Source organism: Nocardia transvalensis (assembly GCF_015477765.1).
Lineage (GTDB): Bacteria > Actinomycetota > Actinomycetes > Mycobacteriales > Mycobacteriaceae > Nocardia > Nocardia transvalensis_A.
In genome coordinates this window covers 82,687-101,174 of sequence record NZ_JADLQQ010000012.1, presented here as the reverse complement: position 1 = coordinate 101,174, position 18,488 = coordinate 82,687, and the positions used below count along the sequence as shown (strand labels likewise).

At 68.1% G+C, this 18,488-nt stretch carries 17 protein-coding genes; 12 read left to right on the top strand and 5 right to left on the bottom strand.

The window, feature by feature from the left end; translation table 11 throughout:
- Positions 1–54: 54 nt before the first annotated feature.
- Together IU452_RS30655 and IU452_RS30650 are read right to left on the bottom strand one after the other, a co-directional pair.
- Positions 55–528 (bottom strand): PaaI family thioesterase, encoded by a 474-nt coding sequence (locus tag IU452_RS30655; protein WP_195112695.1) that lies wholly within the window; start codon positions 526–528, stop codon positions 55–57.
- A gap of 34 nt (positions 529–562) precedes the next feature.
- The gene (locus tag IU452_RS30650; RefSeq protein ID WP_195112694.1) at positions 563–1,414 is read right to left on the bottom strand and encodes an oxygenase MpaB family protein; all 852 of its coding nucleotides are present in this window, start codon (positions 1,412–1,414) and stop codon (positions 563–565) included.
- A gap of 97 nt (positions 1,415–1,511) precedes the next feature.
- Here IU452_RS30650 and IU452_RS30645 point away from each other — a divergent pair, with 97 nt between their 5' ends.
- Entirely contained in the window at positions 1,512–2,201 is a 690-nt protein-coding gene (locus IU452_RS30645) for a TetR/AcrR family transcriptional regulator (protein WP_195112693.1), read from the top strand.
- On the opposite strand, the gene IU452_RS30640 is transcribed toward IU452_RS30645, so the two are convergent.
- Positions 2,151–3,197, bottom strand: coding sequence for an MCE family protein (locus IU452_RS30640; RefSeq protein ID WP_195112692.1), 1,047 nt, complete (start codon positions 3,195–3,197; stop codon positions 2,151–2,153). The genes IU452_RS30645 and IU452_RS30640 overlap by 51 nt on opposite strands.
- Before the next feature lie 189 nt (positions 3,198–3,386).
- Between IU452_RS30640 and IU452_RS30635 the strand changes: the two genes are divergently transcribed.
- The 7 genes from IU452_RS30635 to IU452_RS30605 all read left to right on the top strand — a co-directional run bounded on the left by IU452_RS30635 (position 3,387) and on the right by IU452_RS30605 (position 11,205).
- Positions 3,387–4,703, top strand: a complete 1,317-nt coding sequence (locus tag IU452_RS30635) for an MFS transporter (RefSeq protein ID WP_195112691.1) — start codon at positions 3,387–3,389, stop codon at positions 4,701–4,703.
- A complete protein-coding gene (locus tag IU452_RS30630; RefSeq protein WP_195112690.1) occupies positions 4,700–5,635 on the top strand; it encodes an N-acetylglucosamine kinase in 936 nt (311 codons plus the stop codon). Before IU452_RS30635 ends, IU452_RS30630 begins: the two co-directional genes overlap by 4 nt.
- A gap of 63 nt (positions 5,636–5,698) precedes the next feature.
- On the top strand, positions 5,699–7,222 hold the full coding sequence (locus tag IU452_RS30625; protein WP_195112689.1) for a sodium:solute symporter: 1,524 nt from the start codon (positions 5,699–5,701) through the stop codon (positions 7,220–7,222).
- A gap of 3 nt (positions 7,223–7,225) precedes the next feature.
- A complete protein-coding gene (locus tag IU452_RS30620) occupies positions 7,226–8,089 on the top strand; it encodes a MurR/RpiR family transcriptional regulator (RefSeq protein WP_195112688.1) in 864 nt (287 codons plus the stop codon).
- Positions 8,089–8,982: an N-acetylmuramic acid 6-phosphate etherase gene (gene murQ, locus IU452_RS30615; RefSeq protein WP_195112833.1), complete on the top strand. Its 894-nt coding sequence runs from the start codon at positions 8,089–8,091 to the stop codon at positions 8,980–8,982. The genes IU452_RS30620 and murQ overlap by 1 nt, the downstream gene beginning before the upstream one ends.
- A gap of 74 nt (positions 8,983–9,056) precedes the next feature.
- Positions 9,057–10,310, top strand: a complete 1,254-nt coding sequence (locus IU452_RS30610) for a NupC/NupG family nucleoside CNT transporter (protein ID WP_195112687.1) — start codon at positions 9,057–9,059, stop codon at positions 10,308–10,310.
- Between the two features lie 82 nt (positions 10,311–10,392).
- The gene (locus tag IU452_RS30605; protein WP_195112686.1) at positions 10,393–11,205 is read left to right on the top strand and encodes an MBL fold metallo-hydrolase; all 813 of its coding nucleotides are present in this window, start codon (positions 10,393–10,395) and stop codon (positions 11,203–11,205) included.
- Positions 11,206–11,216: 11 nt separating this feature from the next.
- On the opposite strand, the gene IU452_RS30600 is transcribed toward IU452_RS30605, so the two are convergent.
- Positions 11,217–12,461, bottom strand: a complete 1,245-nt coding sequence (locus tag IU452_RS30600; protein WP_195112685.1) for a hypothetical protein — start codon at positions 12,459–12,461, stop codon at positions 11,217–11,219.
- Positions 12,462–12,709: 248 nt separating this feature from the next.
- Complete coding sequence (locus tag IU452_RS30595; protein WP_195112684.1) at positions 12,710–13,060, bottom strand: hypothetical protein; 351 nt, start codon at positions 13,058–13,060, stop codon at positions 12,710–12,712.
- A gap of 162 nt (positions 13,061–13,222) precedes the next feature.
- Here IU452_RS30595 and IU452_RS30590 point away from each other — a divergent pair, with 162 nt between their 5' ends.
- From IU452_RS30590 to IU452_RS39035, 4 genes are all read left to right on the top strand, one after another.
- Positions 13,223–13,432: a TOBE domain-containing protein gene (locus IU452_RS30590; RefSeq protein WP_195112683.1), complete on the top strand. Its 210-nt coding sequence runs from the start codon at positions 13,223–13,225 to the stop codon at positions 13,430–13,432.
- Positions 13,433–13,495: 63 nt separating this feature from the next.
- On the top strand, positions 13,496–14,083 hold the full coding sequence (locus tag IU452_RS30585; RefSeq protein ID WP_195112682.1) for a TetR/AcrR family transcriptional regulator: 588 nt from the start codon (positions 13,496–13,498) through the stop codon (positions 14,081–14,083).
- A gap of 22 nt (positions 14,084–14,105) precedes the next feature.
- On the top strand, positions 14,106–16,361 hold the full coding sequence (locus tag IU452_RS30580; RefSeq protein WP_195112681.1) for a M20/M25/M40 family metallo-hydrolase: 2,256 nt from the start codon (positions 14,106–14,108) through the stop codon (positions 16,359–16,361).
- Positions 16,362–16,649: 288 nt separating this feature from the next.
- Entirely contained in the window at positions 16,650–18,401 is a 1,752-nt protein-coding gene (locus IU452_RS39035; RefSeq protein ID WP_324192917.1) for a lytic transglycosylase domain-containing protein, read from the top strand.
- Positions 18,402–18,488 lie beyond the last annotated feature (87 nt).

Below are 18,488 nucleotides of genomic sequence, written 5' to 3'. Positions count from 1 at the left end.
CATGGGGTGACCCACCCATTGTCACGCGATCGCCCGGGACGGCAGTTCGATTGGTCAGATTCCCAGTCCGGGAAGGTCTCCCGGTTCGGCGCCGTGCGCATGGAAGTGGTCCGGGGCGACCTCGATATACAGGGCCTGTGCCTGCGCGGCGGTGCGGCCGTCCAGTTCGATGTGCGCCGCGATATGCAGTTTGCGGCCCTCGCGATGGTCCAGCCGGGCCGTCACGAGCAGCGGCTTCCCGAGCGGAATCGGTGCGCAGAAGGTCACATTCAGCTGTGCGGTGACCGCGGGCAGGCGCAGGGGCATCAGTGCCATTCCGGCCGCCTCGTCCAGTACGGTGGCGACGATGCCGCCGTGCGCCAGCCCCGGCGCTCCCTCGTGCCGCTTGTCCAGCACCAGAGTGCCGCGGATGCCGTCCTCCGCGCGGTCGAACCGGATTCCCAGGCCGCACTCGTTTCCCGAACCACATCCGAAACAGTTGGCCTGATGCGACGGCAGCCGATCGGGCGCAGGGTTACCGGACGTCATTGCGGTCGTGGTTTCTCCGGTGCCGCCCACGATCTCAGGCCGCCTCGGCCGACGTTCGGACCTGTGCCATGATCCGGTCCCGCCGCCACAGCGCGACCGTGCGGGTGATCATGCGCAGTCGCCGTGGCAACACCCGATCGATCACGCGCACCACCCGGAAGAACAGTCGCAGCAACCGCTCGTCGCGCCGAGTCCACGTGCGGCCGAGCAACTCCCGGACCTGCGGCGGCAGGACACCGGTGTTCACCCACGCCGCGAACGGCCCGACGATCCCCCACATGATCGGCTTCCACACCAGGCCGGGCACCCGCGCAGGGGCCGGTGGCCGTCGCATCACCTCGTAGACGTCGTCGACGGACGGATGATGTTCCAGGCGGGTGGTGAGCACACGCTCGAAGTACTCCTCGAAGCCCGCCAGATCCGCGGGGGCGTCCCGGTCGCGCAGGCCCGCCAGCAGACTCATCTGCCGCCATCCGGCGTACAGCTCTCGCCGCTCGGCAGGGGCCAAGCCGTCCTCGATGCGATCGGCGATCAGCGTCGACGCCCAGTACCCGGTGGCCAGCACCCAGAAATACGCCTCCGGATCCCAGGCGTGATACCGGCGCCCGGCATGGTCGACCCCGCCGATCGGCTTGTGCAGCGCGCGGATGTCGCGTCCGTAGGCGGCGGTGTCGTCACCGTAGAACGCCAAAGCCAATGTGGGCCAATAGGACCGGTCGAACCGGCGGACCGGATCCACCCGATAGATGGAATGCTCCGCCACGCCCGACCCGATCACGGGATGGGCCACCTGCAGCAGCAGCGCGGCCGGCGCGAACAGCATCAGCCGCCAGTCGGCGGCGTACCGGGCCGCCGGGGCATCGGGAGCCAATCCAGGCAGGGTCATCTCGCCCTCCGCATTGAGGAAACATTTGTTTCTCGAAGGTAGGATTTGGGAAACAAACGTGTCAACATGTGCGAGAGGTGACGGGCGACACACGATCATGGGTGAGGCTGCGCGAACCGGACGGCGTTATGGCGGTGTACCCGCGGCTCAGCGGGAGCAGAGCCGCCGCGAGCAACTGCTCGAGGCGGTGATCGCGGTGCTCGAGGGCGAGGGTGCGAACCGGCTGACCGTGCGGCGGGTGGCCGCGCGGGCCGGGCTGTCGACCCGCTTCGTCTACGAGAGCTTCGCCGATCTGAACGATCTGACCGGTGCGGCATTCGACATGGTGTCGGCGGAGCTGGCGCGAGCCCTGGGCCGGGCGGTCCAACGGGCCGGAGCCGATCGTCGCGCCTGCATGACCGCCGTCGTCGAGGCGATCGTGGACTTCTTCCTGGCCGATCCCGCCAAGGGAAAGTTCCTGTCCACCAAGGCCTATGCCCACCCCGGCGTGGCCGGACGCCGGCTGGCCCGCTCGGAGGACTACGTCGGCGCGTTCGCCGGTGTGTTACGAAACCAGTTGGGCGACAAGGCCGACGACCGAGTGGTCGAGTTGACCTCCCGCTTCCTGGTGGCCGGATTCGGCGAGACGGTCACCGCCTGGATCCACGAACCGTCGGCCTACTCACGCGACGAATTCGTCCGTGACAACGTCGAATTGTTCCTGGGGGCCTTGGCCGCGGCGGAAGGGATTGCGGGCTCAGCCGCGGCAGACGGCCGAATGGGAGTTGCCGCCGATTCGGGTGAGTAGGCCACGCGGGAGCAGGATGCCGTAGAGGGATACATCCACACTGCAGGGGTAGGCATTGACGTAGGCCCCTTCCTGAGTGGCGCGACCCAGGTCGGCCAGCATGGCAGGCACGTCGACGGCGGCCTGCTCGAATTTCGCGCCGTTGGCCAGCAGCAGGGTGAGCGCGTCGTGCACCGAGGTCTGCGCCCTCGCCAGCGTCGGCTGTACCCGGTCGACCAGCCCCACCAGACCGTCGGCGTCCGCGGCGATCTGCTCGGTGGACCTCAGCAGCGACTGCCCCTGCCGATACAACCCATCGATCAGGGAACGGGTCTGGGCCACCAGGGTCTCCAACTCGCCGCCGCGCACGGCCAGGCCGTGCATGATCGAACCGAGATTGGTGATCACGTCGGCGAGGATGGCATCGCGGCGATGAAAATCCGTCGCGAGCTCCGCCGCCTGCACGATGAACGCCGACAACGAGATCCCGTCGCCCTGCAGCGCCTGGACCAGGGTGTTCGACAGGCGGTTCACCTGCTCGGGCGACAGCACGGAGAACAGTGGCTGAAAACCGTTCAGCAGACCGGAGAGATCGAACGACGGCTCGGTCCGCTCGAGGGGAATGGATCCGCCCGCGGGCAGCGGCCGGGCGTCGGCGGCGGTCCCCGGCGCCAGGGCCACATACCGCTGCCCGATCAGATTCTGATAGCGCACAAGGGCTTTCGTATCGGTGTAGAGCGTCTGGGCGCGCTGTACGCGGAAGGTCACCTTCGCGACATGCCTACCGCTGCGCCGATCGCGGTCGAGCGCGATCCCGGTCACCTTGCCGACCCGCACCCCGGCCATGCGGACATCGTCTTCCACGCGCAGCCCGAGCACATCGCTGAACGTCGCCGTGTAGCTGTGGGTGGGACCGGCGACGCTGCGCGCCAACGTATTCCACAGCACGGTCGTGACCAGCAGCGACACCAGCGCGAAGACGCCGAAACCCAGCATCGGCCACCGCAGGGCCCTCATGAGGGGAGACCACCGAGCAAACCACGCCTCCAGGAACTTCGCCGCGAAACCCGATCAATGGCAATGATTCAGCTACCGGAGGGACTGTACTGGCAGCCCGCAACGGCGCGGTCACCGCCACGCCGGGCCCCCGAAATAAGGGGCGCAGATCCACGCACATCCGACGAATCCGGCAGCCATAGTCAGGTGATGGCCCGACGGAACACCACGCCCTTCGCCCGCATCGTCGCCGCCGGGATGATCGGGACGACGATCGAGTTCTACGACTTCTTCCTCTACGGCCTGGCCGCGGCGATCGTGTTCGACAAGGTGTTCTTCCCCTCCCACGACCCGCTGACCGGTGTATTGCTGGCCCTGGCCACCTATGCGGTGGGTTTCGCCGCCCGGCCGCTGGGGGGTGTGCTGTTCGGCCATCTCGGCGACCGGATCGGACGCCGCCGCACGCTGTCGCTGAGCCTGATCCTGATGGGCGCCGCGACGGTGGCGATCGGGCTGATTCCCGGATACGCCACCATCGGCGTCGCCGCACCCCTGCTGCTGGTCGTGCTGCGGCTGGCTCAGGGATTGGCGCTGGGCGGTGAATGGGGCGGTGCGGTGCTGCTGGTGGCCGAACACGGGTCGGAGCGGCACCGCGGTTTCTGGAGCAGCTGGCCGCAGACCGGCGGGCCACTGGGCAATCTGCTAGCGACCGGCGTGCTGGCCCTGCTCGGCAGGGGCGTCACGAATGCCCAATTCCTGGACTGGGGCTGGCGAATCCCGTTTCTGCTGTCGATCGTGCTCGTGCTCGGCGGGCTCTGGCTGCGCCACTCGGTGGCGGAATCACCGATCTTCCTGGAGGCGCAGCAGCGCGCCGCCACCGTGCGCGCACCCGTGCGCGTGGTGCTCGAGCGCCACCGCACACAGGTGCTCATCGCCGCATTGGCCGACGTCGGGGAGAAGGCGACCTACTACACCTTCAACATCTTCCTGCTCGCCTATCTGACCAAGATCGTGGACGTGCCGAAGGGCACCGCGCTCGCCGCGCTCGCCATCGCCTCGGGCTGCCAGGCGGCGGCCATGTTGGCGGGCGGCGCGGTGGCCGACCGCTACGGACGCCGGACCTCGAGTATCGTGCTGGCCGTGCTGATCGCGATCTGGGCCCTGGCCGCCCTGCCCTGGGTCGACGACGGCCGGTTCGGCCGGATCCTGGTCGTGGTGGTCGTCGGGCTGACCCTGCACGGCCTGCTGACCGGCGCCCAGGCGGCGTTCTTCGCCGAACTGTTCCCCAGCGAGGTCCGCTACACCGGCGCCTCCCTGGGCTACCAGCTGGCCACGGTGGTCGGCGGATCCGTCACACCGCTCGTGGGAGTCGCCCTGCTGCACCGGTATCCGTCGACGAGGCCGGTCGCGCTGCTGCTGTGCCTCATGCTGGCCGCGACGGTGACGGCGTTCGTGTGGGCCGGTGAGACACGTTTGCGGGACCTGCGCGCGATCGGCGCGCCCGATCCGACGGAGGTGCGCTCATGAGCCGCCCGATTCTGGCCGTCGATCTCGGCAAGACCAATTGCCGCAGTTCGTTGCGCATCGGTGGCCGGGAGGTGCGCACCACCCAGACGGCCGGGACGCGGGGGCTCGCCGATGTGGACGGCACCGCGGCGGCCTACCGCGGGATTCATCGGATCATCGACGAGATCACCGATGCCGCACCGCCTTTCGCGGTCTCCGTCGGCGCCGCCGGGGCCTGGTCGGCACCGAACGCCGCCGCCGACCTCGCCGACCGGCTCGCCGAATTGCCCGCGGTGGCCGAGGTGGCCGTGACCTCGGATGCGGTCACCGCCCACGTCGGCGCGCTGGGCGGAGGCCCGGGCGTGGCACTCGCGGCCGGGACCGGCGTGGTCGCCACGGCCGTCGACGAATCCGGCGAGCTGATCCGCGTCGACGGCTGGGGGCCCCTGCTCGGCGACGAGGGCGGCGGCGCGTGGATCGGCCTGTCGGGCCTGCGCGCCGCACTGCGCGCCTTCGACGGCCGCGGGCCGGAGACGGTGCTGGCGGCCGAGGCCGTCGAGGAATACGGGGTTCCGCTCTCCGATCTGCCGTACTACATGGGCCGACACGACAACCCGCCGCTGCTGACCGCCCGTTTCGCCCCCGTCGTGGCGGCCGTCGCCGCCACCGATCCCGTGGCGGCCGACATCATGCGTGCCGCCGCCGCTGCCCTCGCCGCCACCGTCCGCTCCGCCGCCGCGCGGACCGGGCTGCGGCCGCCGGTACCCTGTGCGATCATCGGCGGATTGGTCAACCTCGGTGCTGCACTCCTGGATCCACTCGACGCGGCCATCGCGCATCTGGTCGAGCGCCGCGCCCCGCTCGGCGGTCCGGTCGACGGTGCCGCGCTCTTGGCCGTCGATACAGATACCGCCGTGGAGAAATTGGTGATCCGCCGTGCTGGCAATTATTGACAGTTCTACTCTCTCAATCGAGAATCACTTGCAATTCGTCCGCGCTATCGCCGGGGAGCCACGATGAACGCACTCAATCTCGCCGTCATCGTCGTGTATCTGGTCGTGGTGGCCTGGGTGGGCTTGCGCGGCTCCGGAAAACAGCGCTCCAGCGACGACTACTTCATCGGCAAGGGCCAGATGCCGTGGTGGGCGGTGTGCTTCTCGGTGGTGGCCACCGAGACCAGCGTGCTGACAGTCATCTCCATCCCGGGCGGCGCCTATACCGATCAGGCATTCGGCAACGTCGAGCTGGCGATCGGTTACATCATCGGCCGCACGGTCGTGGCCTTCGCCCTGATCCCGCTCTACAAGCGGGGCGGATTCGTCAGCGCCTACCAGTACCTGGAGCAGCGATTCGGTCGCTACCTGCAAGGCGTAGCTTCAGTGACCTTCGTCTTCACCCGCCTGCTCGCCGACGGCGTTCGGCTGTTCGCCGCCGCGATCCCGGTGCAGCTTCTGCTCGACGAGTTCGGCGTCAACCTGGGCTACGACGTCATCATCGCCGTGCTGACGCTGGTGACGGTCTTCTATACCTACCTCGGCGGTATCAAGGCGGTCATCTGGACCGACGCGCTACAGATGGCCCTCTACCTCGTCGGCGCCTTCATCGCGATCGGCGTCCTGACCAGCCATGTCGGCGCCTCGGGATATTCGGATGCCTTCCACGCCGGGAAGTTCCAGCTGTTCGACACCAACTTCGATCTCGGGCACATCCTCACCAGCCCCTTCGCGCTGCCGACCGCAATCATCGGCGGTGCGCTGTTCACGATGGCCTCGCACGGCTCCGATCAGCTGATCGTGCAACGCATCCTGTCGACCAGTTCGGTGCGTGACAGCCGCAAGGCGATGATCGGCTCCGGCGTCTTCATCGCCCTGCAGTTCGCCGCCTTCTCGCTGCTGGGTGCACTGCTGTGGGCCTACAACAACGGTCGCAGCGCCAAGGAGATGGGCCTGGCCACCGCCGACAGCCTGTACCCGGACTTCATCCTGCACGGACTTCCGGTGGTGATCTCCGGACTGCTGGTCGCCGGAATCCTCGGCGCCTGCATGAGCACGCTGTCGTCGTCGCTGAATTCGATGGCCAATTCCACGGTGGCCGACATCGTGCGCAGCTTCTCCCGGCGCGAACTCTCCGACCAGATCATGCTGCGGATGGGGCGGATCATGACGCTGGTGTGGGCGGTGCTGATGGCCGGCTTCGCCATGGGCTTCAGCGCGACCACCGGCAACGTGTATCTCACCGCCCTGACCATCGCCGGATACACCTACGGCGCGCTGCTGGGTGCGTTCCTGCTCGGGCGACTCATCAAGCGCGCGAACGAGTTAGACGCAATCGTGGCCTTCGTCGTCACAGTCGCCGTGATGACGTTCGTGGTGCGGGTGATCAAGATAGACGTGACCGCCGGAGGCTCGGTCGTCGAGAAGGGGATTGCTGCGCAGTGGCTGGTCCCGATAGGGGTGCTGGTCACTCTAGCAGTGGGCGGTATAGCCAGCCGACTGCATCCCGCTCCCACCTCCCCCGAACCCGTCAAGGCAAACTGGTGAACCATGGCCGAGGATGACGACGTTCGCACTCGCCTCTTGTCGGCGATGCCGCGGCTCACACCGACCGGGCTGCGGGTTGCCCGCGTGATACTGGACGATCCGCCCGGTGCCGCCCAATTGACGGTGAACCAGCTCGCCGAACGCGCCGATACCAGCACCTCAGCGGTGGTCCGGCTGGCGAAGACGCTGGGCTACGACGGGTACCCGCAGCTGCGCCTGGCGTTGGCCGCGACCGGCGCCGAACCGGGGACACCGGTCTTCGCCACCGATATCGTCGCCGACGACCCGCTGGCCAAGGTCGTGCACAAGCTGACGGCCTTCGAAACCGAGGGCATGCTGGCGACCGCCGATCTGGCCGATCCGATCACGCTGACCGCGGTCGTCGAGGCGCTGGTGCGGGCGCGGCGCGTGCAATTGATCGGCATCGGCGCCTCCGGCCTGGTGGCCACGGATCTGGAGCAGAAGCTGACCCGGATCGGGATGTGGTGCCGCGCCAGCACCTCCGAGGACGACGCCCTGGTGCAGACGAGCCTGCTCGAGACCGAGGACGTGGTGGTCGCCTTCTCCCATTCGGGTGAGACGGCCGCCGTGGTGGAGGCCCTGCGCCGCGCCGGGACGCGCGCGACGACGGTGGCCGTCACCGCGAGCGCCCAGTCGCGGCTGGCCCGCACGGCCGCCCACACGATTCTGGTGGCCGGGCGCGAGGACGGGTTCCGGTCCGCGGCGATGGCGAGCCGGATGAGTCAGTTGCTCGTCGTCGACGCGCTGTATATCGGTGTGCTGCAACGCACTCCGTCGGCGGTGGTCGCCCTGCGCCGCACCCACGAGGCGGTGGCGGACCGCCGCGGCAACAAGGAGGCGACTTGATCGAGATCCGCGACCTCACCACCGAGGCGATCGATCCCGCGACCGTGGACCTGGACACCCTGCCGGTCGAGGAATTGCTGCGCACCATGAACGCCGCCGACTCCGGTGTGGCTTCGGCGGTGGCACAGGCGATTCCGCAGATCACGCGGGCGGTCGAACTGATCGTCGCGGCGCGCGCGACCGGGGGGCGGATGCTGTACGTGGGTGCGGGTACCAGCGGACGGATCGGCGTGCTCGACGCGTCGGAATGCCCGCCCACCTTCGGCACCGATCCGAGCGAGGTACTCGGCATCATCGCCGGGGGGCCGCCCGCGCTGACCCGGTCGGTGGAGGGCGCCGAGGACAACGCCGAACGCGGCGCGCTGGATCTGGCCGCCGTCGATTTGACCGCCGACGACGTGGTGGTCGCGCTGGCGGCCAGCGGGCGCACCCCCTATGCGATCGGGGCACTGCGCTATGCGCGCTCCGTGGGCGCCGCGGCGGTGGCGGTCTCGTGCAACCGGGACGCCGAGTTGAGCGAGTACGCCGATGTGGCAATCGAAATCGACACGGGACCGGAGGTTCTCACCGGGTCGACCCGGTTGAAGGCCGGCACCGCGCAAAAGCTGGTGTGCAACATGATCTCGACGGCGGTGATGGTCCGATCCGGCAAGGTGTACGGCAACCTCATGGTCGACCTGAACCCCTCCAACACCAAGCTGCGCGATCGGGCGCGACGCATCGTCGAGGAGGCCACGGGCGTCGACGCGGCCACCGCCGCCGCGCTGCTGGACGCGGCCGAGGGCCATTCCAAGACCGCCATCGTCATGCAATTGGCCGGTGTCGACGCCGAACAGGCGCGCCGGTTACTGGAGAACGCCCACGGATTCATCCGCAACGCCGTGGAACGATGAATCCAACAGTGCATTTCGCCGGAAACTCCTGTCAAGACCGGTAGCGTGTCCGCAAACGATTTGCGGAGGTATACGTGCACTACGTCATCGGCGGCGTCGGCCTACTGGTGTTTCTGCTGCTCGCGTGGCTGCCCAGCAATGACCGGCGGTCCGCGGTGGGCAAACTCGGAAGAGTCGCGATCCTGCTGATCGCCCAATTCGCGCTGGGGTTCGTGCTGTTGCGAACCGGGGTGGGCACCGCGGTCATCCGGGTGATTCGCGACGGTTTCCAGCACATCCTCGACTATGCCGCGCAGGGTACGGAATTCGTCTTCGGCGATGTGGCCAAGTACGGCGATACCCCGGCGTTCCTGTTCGCGGTGCTGATGCCGATCGTGTTCGTCTCGGCGCTGATCGGCATTCTCCAGCACATCCGGGTGCTGCCGTTGATCATCAAATATCTCGGCCTGCTGCTGTCGTGGGTGAGCGGATTCGGCAAGGTGGAATCGTTCAACGCGGTCGCCGCCGCGATCCTGGGCCAGTCCGAGGTGTTCATCTCGCTGCGCAACATGCTGGACCGCATTCCGCCGCAGCGCATGTACACCCTGGCGGCCTCGGCGATGTCGACGGTGTCGGCCTCGATTCTGGGCGCCTATATGCAGCTGATCGATGCCCGCTACGTCATTGCCGCCATCGTGCTGAATCTGCTGGGCGTCTTCGCGGTGACCTCGCTGATCAACCCCTACCGGGTCACCGCGGAGGAGGATGCCGAACTGCTCGCCGCCGATGTCGGCGATAAGGGCAACGGCGACGGCAATGGAAACGGCAACGGCGGCAACAATGAGCGCAGGCGGCAGTCGTTCTTCGAAATGCTGACCGAGTACATCCTGGTGGGTTTCCGGGTCGCGTTCACGGTGGCGGCCATGCTGATCGGTTTCATCGCCCTGCTGGCCATGGTGAACGGCATCTTCGCGGCGGTGTTCAACGGCACCACGTTCCAGGATGTGATGGGCCATGTCTTCGCGCCGCTGGCGTACCTCACCGGGATCCCGTGGAGCGAGGCGTCCGATGCGGGCACCTTCATGGGCACCAAACTGGTGTCGAACGAGATGGTCGCGATGCAGCAGCTGAACGAGGACCAGGGTGAGCTGTCGTCGCGGTCGATGGCGATCGTGTCCACCTATCTGGTGTCGTTCGCGAACTTCTCCAGCATCGCCATCATCATCGGCGCGGTCCGCAGCCTGAGCGAGAAGCAGGGCCTGGTGGCGGCCCAGCACGGCCTGAAGCTGCTGTATGCGGCCACCTTGGTGAGCTTCATCAGCGCCACGATCGTGGGACTGCTCAGCTGAATCCGGCCGATCCCCGGCATGCTTTTTGCCGGGGACGCGTGTACCTGTGGAAGTGGGTGTACCTAACAGTGCAGGAGACACTATGTGGAAGATCTGCAGCACTTGCGGGGTGGAACACGATGCGGCAGCGGAGATCTGCCGGATCTGCACCGACGAGCGGCAGTGGGTGCCCGCCGACGGTCAGCACTGGACGACGCTCGAGGAACTGTCCGCATCCGGCAGTTCGGTGCGGCTGCGGGAGCTCGAGCCGGACCTGTTCGGCCTCACCGTGGAGCCGAGGTTGGCGATCGGGCAGGAAGCACATCTCGTGCGCACCCCCGGCGGCAATGTGCTGTGGGATGTGAACGGCTATCTGGACGCCGATATCGCGGAGCGGGTACGCGAACTCGGTGAGGTCGTCGCGATCGTGCCCAGCCACCCACACCATTTCGGCGCGCAGGTGGAGTGGAGCCGCGCGCTGGGCGGGGTGCCGATCCTGGTGGCGGAGGCGGATATGCAGTGGGTTGCCCGCCCCGATCCGGTGATCCGGCCCTGGTCCGGCCGGATCGACCTACTGCCGGGCTTCACCGTGCGCCAGGTGGGTGGGCACTTTCCGGGCAGCGCGGTGGGGCACTGGGCGGCGGGGGCGGGCGGTGAGGGCGTGCTGTTCAGCTCCGACACCATCCACGCCAATCCCGACCGCACCACGGTCACCTTCATGCGCAGCTACCCCAACCGCATCCCGCTGTCGGCCGCCGTCGTCGACCGCATCACGAAGACGGTCGAGGAATTCGACTTCGATCGCCTCTACGACAACTTCGGCAAGATCATCGATACCGACGCCCGCGGCACCCTCCGCCGCTCCGCCGATCGGTATATCGGCTGGGTCAGCGGCGATTTCGACCACCTGACCTGACGAGGCGACGCCTATTCGTCGTCGGCGCCCGATCCGTTGGTCGACGCGGCCGAGGCGCGCTGCTGCTTCTTCGCGCGGGCGCGGCGGCGTTCGGCGCGCAGTTCGGCGAGTTCCTGCTCGAGGGTTTCGGCGATGCGGAACTGGCCGGTGTCGTAGAGGCTGAGCGGGTCGGAGTCGCTGTCGGGCTCGGACTTCCCCTTCTTGCCGTTGGTTCCGGCATCCTTGGCGACCGGTGTGTCCTTGAGATCGGACATCCAGCTCTTCGCTGACGAGGTGGACGAGGACTTCGGCAACCAGATATCGGGTTCGACCGTGGTGTCGACGGTTTCGGCGTCGCGCACCTCGGCCTTGGCGCCCTCGGCCGGCGGCTGCTCGGCGGGTGCGGTCGGCAGAGCGGGCAGCGGCGCCGGCGTCGGCCGGGTGTCCGGGGCGGCCTGGCGGATGAAGCTGACGAACGTCGGCAGGGTGCGCCGGATCTGCTCGGCCGGGTCGGGGATGTCCTTCACCTCTTCGGTCGCCCGGGCGATGGCCTGGCCGTAGCGGTGGCTGGCGGAATCGTGCACCAGCAGCGCGACACCGACCATGACCGGCGCGACCGCGTGCACGCCGACGTCGTACCAGGATCCGGACCGCAGGTAGGGGTAGGTGTTCAGGCCGATCGTCAGGGCGAGCAGCGCCAGTTCGGCGGCGACGACCTGCTTGCGGCTGTCCAGGATCCCCCACTCGGCAACCTTGTTGGTGCCGACCATGATGATCACCAGGCAGACGCTGATCATGCCTTCGAGGAAATAGCTGAACCAGTACAGCGGATCGCTCGGGCCGCCCGGCGCGATGTTGTGCTGGACATTCACCGCCGACCACAGCATGCCCGCCACCACGACACCGGCCAGCGCACGCAGCGACCAGGCTCGATGCCGGTACAACGAGGCCAGCTTGGCATGGGGGCTGGACTCACGCCGCTGCGCGGCAATCGCCTTGCGGGCCATCAGGAGATCTCGCATGTCGGCCTTCGCGATCGCTTCGGAGGTCGACCGGGCCCGATCGGACGCCGCGGCCGCCGCCTGCACGTTCTTCCAACGCTGTTCGCGTTCCTGCTCGCGAATCCGTTCCGCGAGTTCGCGTTCGGCCTTGAGCTCGTCCTCCGACAGCGCCTCGGTCAGCGCCGGGTCGAACTGGAAGGCCATCCGCCCGCGGGCCTTCTCGACCCGCCTCGCCAGATGCGTGACCTCGTCCCCTAGCGGATGCTCGACGGTCACCTCGACCACCGCCCGGTGAGATGCGGTGGCACACACGTGATCACGGGTGGAAACGACACAGGACATTAATAGTCGATTCGACCCGCAAGCGAAACTGTAGATTTGCCGAAATGCGTGTCGCATCGGCGTGGCGTGCGCGACACGCCGAGGTCGGCAACTCTAAATCAGCTGACCAGCAGGACAATTCGTCGGTTTGGGGCGGAACGCCCGACCCTGCCCTACCGACCGGTTTGTGAGTCGGCCCACGGCTAGGCCGCAGCGGCCGATGTCAACATGCGCCGGGTCGCGTCCGGGTCTGCCACATCGACGACCAGGCGGGTGAAGTCGGCGCCGGACAGCTCGATGCGCACCGCGCGGCCGTCGAAGAGGGTGTCCCAGAATTCCTTGCGCCCTTTGCCGCGGAAGGTGCCCGCCGCGATCACCCCGGGGAAGAAGGTGCCCGGTGCCCGCACCCAGGGCGGCCGCCGGTCTACCTCGGCGATCGCGACCTCGGTGATATCGGCCAGATCGAAGCTCAGCTGCTCGCGCAGTCCGAGGAACCGGTGTGCGCCGAGCACATGGACCGTCACGGTGGTACCCGAGACCTCGATTTCGACCATCTTGCACCTCACTGTCACCGCGTGCTGCGTCTTCGACAGTGACAGCCCAGCCTTGCCGCAGCCTGTGCTGCGGCTATGTTTTTTCTCAGGAAACGCAGCGGGTCCCCGACACCCCGGCTGACCTGCACACTTCTGCACCCACGGGTGCCTAGGCTCACACCCATGCGACTGAGCACACGTAATCAGCTCGACGGAACCGTGCTGTCGGTCACGCGCGGCGAGGCGATGGCGGTGGTGCGCGTGCGGCTGACCGGCGGGCAGGAGGTCACCTCCTCGATCACCCGCGATGCGGCCGACGATCTGGGACTGGCCGAGGGCTCGTCGGTCAAGGTCTTGATCAAGTCCACGGAGGTGGCACTGGGGGTGGAGTAGCACAACCCCGTTTTCACACACTCGTGTTGAAAACTATTCGACACGGGTGTATGAAATAGACCCATGCCCAAGATCGTCGACCACGCGGCGCGCCGGCGGGAACTGGCCGAGGCCGTCTGGCGGGTCATCGCCCGCGATGGTGTCGACGCCGTCTCGATCCGTGCCGTCGCCACCGAATCCGGCTGGTCGACCGGGGCCCTGCGGTACTACTTCACGACGAAGGCCGAACTGCTGGCCTTCGCGTGCGAACAGGTGATCGATCGGGTGACCCGGCGCATAGCCGCGATGTCGCCCACCGGCAGCGCACGCGAGACGATGCGCGCGGCCCTGCACGAGACCATGCCGCTGGATGAGCAGCGCGGCACCGAGGTCTCGATCGCGTTCTCGTTCGTGGCCCTCGGCCTGAGCGATCCGGAGCTGGCCCGGGTGCAACGCCACCACTTCGCGTCCATGCGCGATCTGTGCCGCCGAACCGTGGATGCGCTGGAGGCGGAGTCGGGACGGCCACGGCCGCAACCGGTTCGCGACCGCATCGCGGCGCGGTTGCACGCCGTGGTCGACGGTCTCAGCCTGCAGAGATTGGCGGGATACCTCGACACCGAACAGGTGATCGCCGAACTCGACGCCTATCTCGACGAGCTCTACCCGTAAAGACACAGACTAGGATTCGATCATGCGGCCAAGCCCTCGGCTTTCCGGTTTCCTCGCGTTCGCGCTCCTCCTGGCCGTCGTCGTCGGCACCGCGTGGGAGCTGCAACCACACGGATATCGGCCGGAATCGGCTCCCCGCAACGTATTCAGCGCCGAGCGGGCACTGCGCACGGTCGAGGCGATCGCCACCCGACCCCATCCGATGGGCACGGCCGAACACGACAGGGTCCGTGATCATCTCGTCGGCGAGTTGCGAAAGCTCGGCCTGGACACCGAGATTCAGTCGGGTATCGGCCGGTATCCGAACGCGGTGCGCCGCGATGTCCTCGGTATGGGCCGTGTCGACAATATCGTCGCCCGTCTCCCCGGTACCGATCCGACGGGCACGCTCTACCTTGCGGCGCATTATGATTCGGTCCCTTCCGGACCGGGCGCGAACGACGACGGTGTCGGTGTCGCGTCGGTGCTGGAGACGGTTCGCGCCCTGCGGGACGGCGGCACCTCGCTGCGCAACGACGTCGTGGTGCTGCTGACCGACGGCGAAGAGGTCGGGCTGCTCGGCGCGGAAGCGTTCGTCGCGGGCGGTGGCTACGACAGGCGTCCGAGCGTGGTGATCAACCACGAGGCGCGCGGGGCGGGCGGCCCGCCGCTGCTGTGGCGAACCACGCATCCCGACGGCGGCCTCATCGCCTCGGTCGCCGTCGCGGCGCCGCGTCCGAACACCGACTCCCTGTCCACCGCGCTGGCCGGAACCCAGACCAGCAGCAATACCGACTTCGCCGCCTTGGAGCCGAGCGGATTGCGGGTCATGGACTGGGCCTACGCGGGGCGAAGCGCCTACTACCACAACATATTCGACGATCCGGCACACGTGAACCCGGCGACCGTGCAGCAGATGGGCGACAACACCCTGGCTCTGACCGAGGAACTGGGCGATCAGGATCTCGCCGCGACGCCCGGCGAGGATCGGTCCTACTTCCAGCTGCCGTTCGGGTTGCTGGTGGTGCTGCCGGTGTGGGTGATGATCGCGCTCGCGGTGCTCACCCTCGTGGCCACGGGCTGGGTGATCCGGCAGGTCCGGCGCAGCGGCGAGGCCACGATCGGCCGCGTCCTCGCCTCGGTGGCGACGGCCGTGATGGCGGTGCCGATAGCCGTGGCCGCGGGGATGGGTGTGTGGGAGGCGGTGCTGGCGATTCGCCCGGAATACCGCCCGCTCTATGTCGATCCGTACCGGCCGGAGCTCTACGGTCTCGCGATCATCGCGGTCTGCGTCACGGTTCTGGTGGCGTGGTATCTGCTGGCGCGGCGGCTGTTCGGTGCGACGGCCGCGGCGGTCGGCGCGCTGGGCAGTGCGGCCGTGCTCGGGGCGGTCTTCGCGGCCCTGGCCCCGGCCGCGAGCCAGGTGCTGGTGGTTCCCGCTTTCGCTGCGGCAGTGGGGGTTTCGGTCACCTTCGCCGTTCCATCCGCCTGGCGATTGCCGGTGCTCACCGTGTTTCTGATCCCCGCGGCGGTCTTTTTCGGCGGTAACGTCTGGGCGACCCTGCAGGCCGGGGTCGCCGGTGCGGCCTTCCTGGTGGGCCCTGTTGTGGTGCTGCTCGGCGGGCTGCTGATCCTGCCGCTCACCCACAGCTGGCCGACGCGGCGCACCGTGCTGATCCCGGTGACCGCCCTCGTCGTCACCGCGGCGCTGGCCGCGGCCGGTCTCGCCGTCGATCGCTTCGACGATCGGCACCCGCGGACCGTTCAGGTCGCCTATGCCTTGAACGCCGATACCGGTGCCGCACAGTGGGTCTCACGGATATCGCCGGACGGGTGGACGAAGGATCTCGTGCACGACGCCGCGCCCGATCCGGCCTTCGCCGCGCTGTTGTCCGATGCCGTCGCGAGCGGACCCGCTCCGGCCCAGGCGCTTTCGGCACCGGTGGCCGAGGTCCTCTCCGACACCACCGATGCCGGGCAGCGCCGCGTGCATCTGCGGTTGCGCACGACGCGCGGCGCCACCTCCATCGCCCTCGACTACGACTCTCCGGTCACCTCCCTGCGCGTGGCCGGGCGCGACCTGACTCCCGTGCCGACCAAGGGCTTCCGGTTCTCCGCTCCCCCGCCGGAGGGCATCGAGGTGGAGCTGACGGCTCCCGCCGGGCCCCTGTCGCTGCGCGTGGCCGATTACACCTGGCTGCCCGATTCGGGTCTGACGGCCTTGCAGAACCTGCCGCGGGATATCTACTTCCGCCAGGACAGCAACGCCATGGTGGTCGCCACGGTGCGGGGGCTGTAGCCGCCCGCGGCCGCACGTCCGAGTAGGGGTTCGGGAATGTTCGGCGTACAAACCCACTGTGCGGGACTGCGCCTTCGTTAGAATACTGGCTGACCCGTAATGTATTTCCTTGCCCGGCAACGACTTCCATCATGAGTGGGTGTCGATAGTCGCGGTGCCGCCCCACCCGACGCCACCGCGCCTCGACGAGTTCACACGACCACGAGGATCGGTGCGCCCATGCGCATACCCGGACCGATCGCCTTAGCGGCGTTGGCAGTAGCGACCTTGACGGCCTCGGGATCGGCCGTGCATCTCCCGACACGTCCCAGCACGGTGGCGGCGCCGGAACTGGCGGCCGTGCTCGTGGCGCAGACGAATGCGCCCGACGAACGGTCGGTCGGCCTCGTTCCGGCCGCGCCCGAACCCTCGCGCAAGCTGCGCGCCATGACCCCACCCGCCGACGGCATGCCCGTCGGCACCGTTTCCCTGCACGACATCTCGCTGCCCGGTGGCGGCACCCTCGGTATTCCCGAGATCGTGCTCGCCGCCTACCGCAATGCCGAACTCACGCTGCAGTCCTCGCTGCCCGAGTGCGGGTTGACCTGGCATCTGCTGGCCGGGATCGGGAAGGTCGAATCCAATCACGCGAGCTTCGGCCGCACCGACGCCAACGGCACCACCGTCGGCGTCATCTACGGACCCGCCCTGGATGGCACCCTGCCCGGCAACGAGATCATCAAGGCCGCCGACGGCGGCTTCGTGCGCGCCATCGGGCCCATGCAGTTCCTGCCGAGCACCTGGTCGCAGTACGCCTCCGACGGCAACGGCGACGATGCCGCCGACCCCAACAACGTCTTCGACGCCACCCTCGGCGCGGGCAAATACCTCTGCTCCGGTGGAGTGGACCTGCGCGACCCCCAGCTGGAACTACGGGCGATCCTGCGCTACAACAACTCCCTCGCCTACGCCACCGAGGTCCTGAGCTGGTCCCATGCCTACAAGACCGGCGGCGCACCGACCGAGGTGGAGATCGCCCCCGGCCTCATCCCACCGAACAGCGTCCCCGATGTCCCCATGCAGGAGGGCGCCGGATCCACCATGCTCACCGATGATGTCGTCGCCGCGGCGTCCACCGAGCCCGCGCCGGGAGCCTCCACCGAACCCACACCTGGTACACCCATCGAGCCCACACCGGCACCGAATGCGACGGGCACCTCGGCCCCGTCGCCCACGATCACTGCCACACTGCAATTCCGCGGCATGCTCATCATCTCCGGCCTGCCCCCGCTGCGCTGCGCCATGGACTGCCCACCCCCTCCCCGCATACAGGACCTCTGCCTGCCGGACGGACGGCAACCCGAACATTCCCAGTCGAGTTCCTGTGCGATACAGGCCCTTCCGTCCGTACACCCGCCCGCCCCATTCCCACTCCCCACGCTGCCACCAACCCTCACACTCCCAACCCGAACCCCCACTCCCACGACACCCACTCCCACAACGGGTCCCACCACGACAAGGCCACCCCAGACCACCCCTTCGACAACCACCCCCAGCCAGCCGACCACACCCCGGCCCACCACCACACAACCGACCACCCCGCCGAGCCCGACAACCCCATCGAGCCCGACCACCCCACCACCCACAACGACCGCTCCAACCACTACCAGCCCCACACCGACACAACCGACCCACCGGCCGCCACCATCTACCACGACCTCACCCCCCGCACCCACCCCGACAAGCCGCGCCGTAACGGCAGACTCGGCCGAGCCCACGTCCCCACCCCCGGCCGAACCAACTACCCGCACCCAACCCCCATCCCCCAGCCCCGAAACCCACCAAGCACCCGCGCCCCCGCCGACAACACCTCCCCCGGCCACGGCCCAAACCCCCGAAGCCGCAACCGAACCCACGCCACCACAGCGAACCAACCCCACACCGCCGCCATCGTCGACACCCCCGCTCACCCAACCCCCACCGAGCCCGGCCCCGAAAACCCCTCCACCACCCCAGAAATCACCTGCACCCACCACCACAACCACCCCGCCACCACCGTGAGCGCAGCCAAACATGGGCGCCCGCACCACTACCGATCGGCCCCCTCGTCGGCGGAGAAGCAATGAACCACGGCTGGCCCCGCTCTGA

Excerpts from the sequence above, each read along its gene's own strand:
- IU452_RS30655 (WP_195112695.1), bottom strand. The coding sequence starts at position 528 with ATGACGTCCGGTAACCCTGCGCCCGATCGGCTGCCGTCGCATCAGGCC.
- IU452_RS30650 (WP_195112694.1), bottom strand. The coding sequence starts at position 1,414 with ATGACCCTGCCTGGATTGGCTCCCGATGCCCCGGCGGCCCGGTACGCC.
- IU452_RS30645 (WP_195112693.1), top strand. The coding sequence starts at position 1,512 with ATGGGTGAGGCTGCGCGAACCGGACGGCGTTATGGCGGTGTACCCGCG.
- IU452_RS30640 (WP_195112692.1), bottom strand. The coding sequence starts at position 3,197 with ATGAGGGCCCTGCGGTGGCCGATGCTGGGTTTCGGCGTCTTCGCGCTG.
- IU452_RS30635 (WP_195112691.1), top strand. The coding sequence starts at position 3,387 with ATGGCCCGACGGAACACCACGCCCTTCGCCCGCATCGTCGCCGCCGGG.
- IU452_RS30630 (WP_195112690.1), top strand. The coding sequence starts at position 4,700 with ATGAGCCGCCCGATTCTGGCCGTCGATCTCGGCAAGACCAATTGCCGC.
- IU452_RS30625 (WP_195112689.1), top strand. The coding sequence starts at position 5,699 with ATGAACGCACTCAATCTCGCCGTCATCGTCGTGTATCTGGTCGTGGTG.
- IU452_RS30620 (WP_195112688.1), top strand. The coding sequence starts at position 7,226 with ATGGCCGAGGATGACGACGTTCGCACTCGCCTCTTGTCGGCGATGCCG.
- IU452_RS30605 (WP_195112686.1), top strand. The coding sequence starts at position 10,393 with ATGTGGAAGATCTGCAGCACTTGCGGGGTGGAACACGATGCGGCAGCG.
- IU452_RS30595 (WP_195112684.1), bottom strand. The coding sequence starts at position 13,060 with ATGGTCGAAATCGAGGTCTCGGGTACCACCGTGACGGTCCATGTGCTC.
- IU452_RS30590 (WP_195112683.1), top strand. The coding sequence starts at position 13,223 with ATGCGACTGAGCACACGTAATCAGCTCGACGGAACCGTGCTGTCGGTC.
- IU452_RS30585 (WP_195112682.1), top strand. The coding sequence starts at position 13,496 with ATGCCCAAGATCGTCGACCACGCGGCGCGCCGGCGGGAACTGGCCGAG.
- IU452_RS30580 (WP_195112681.1), top strand. The coding sequence starts at position 14,106 with ATGCGGCCAAGCCCTCGGCTTTCCGGTTTCCTCGCGTTCGCGCTCCTC.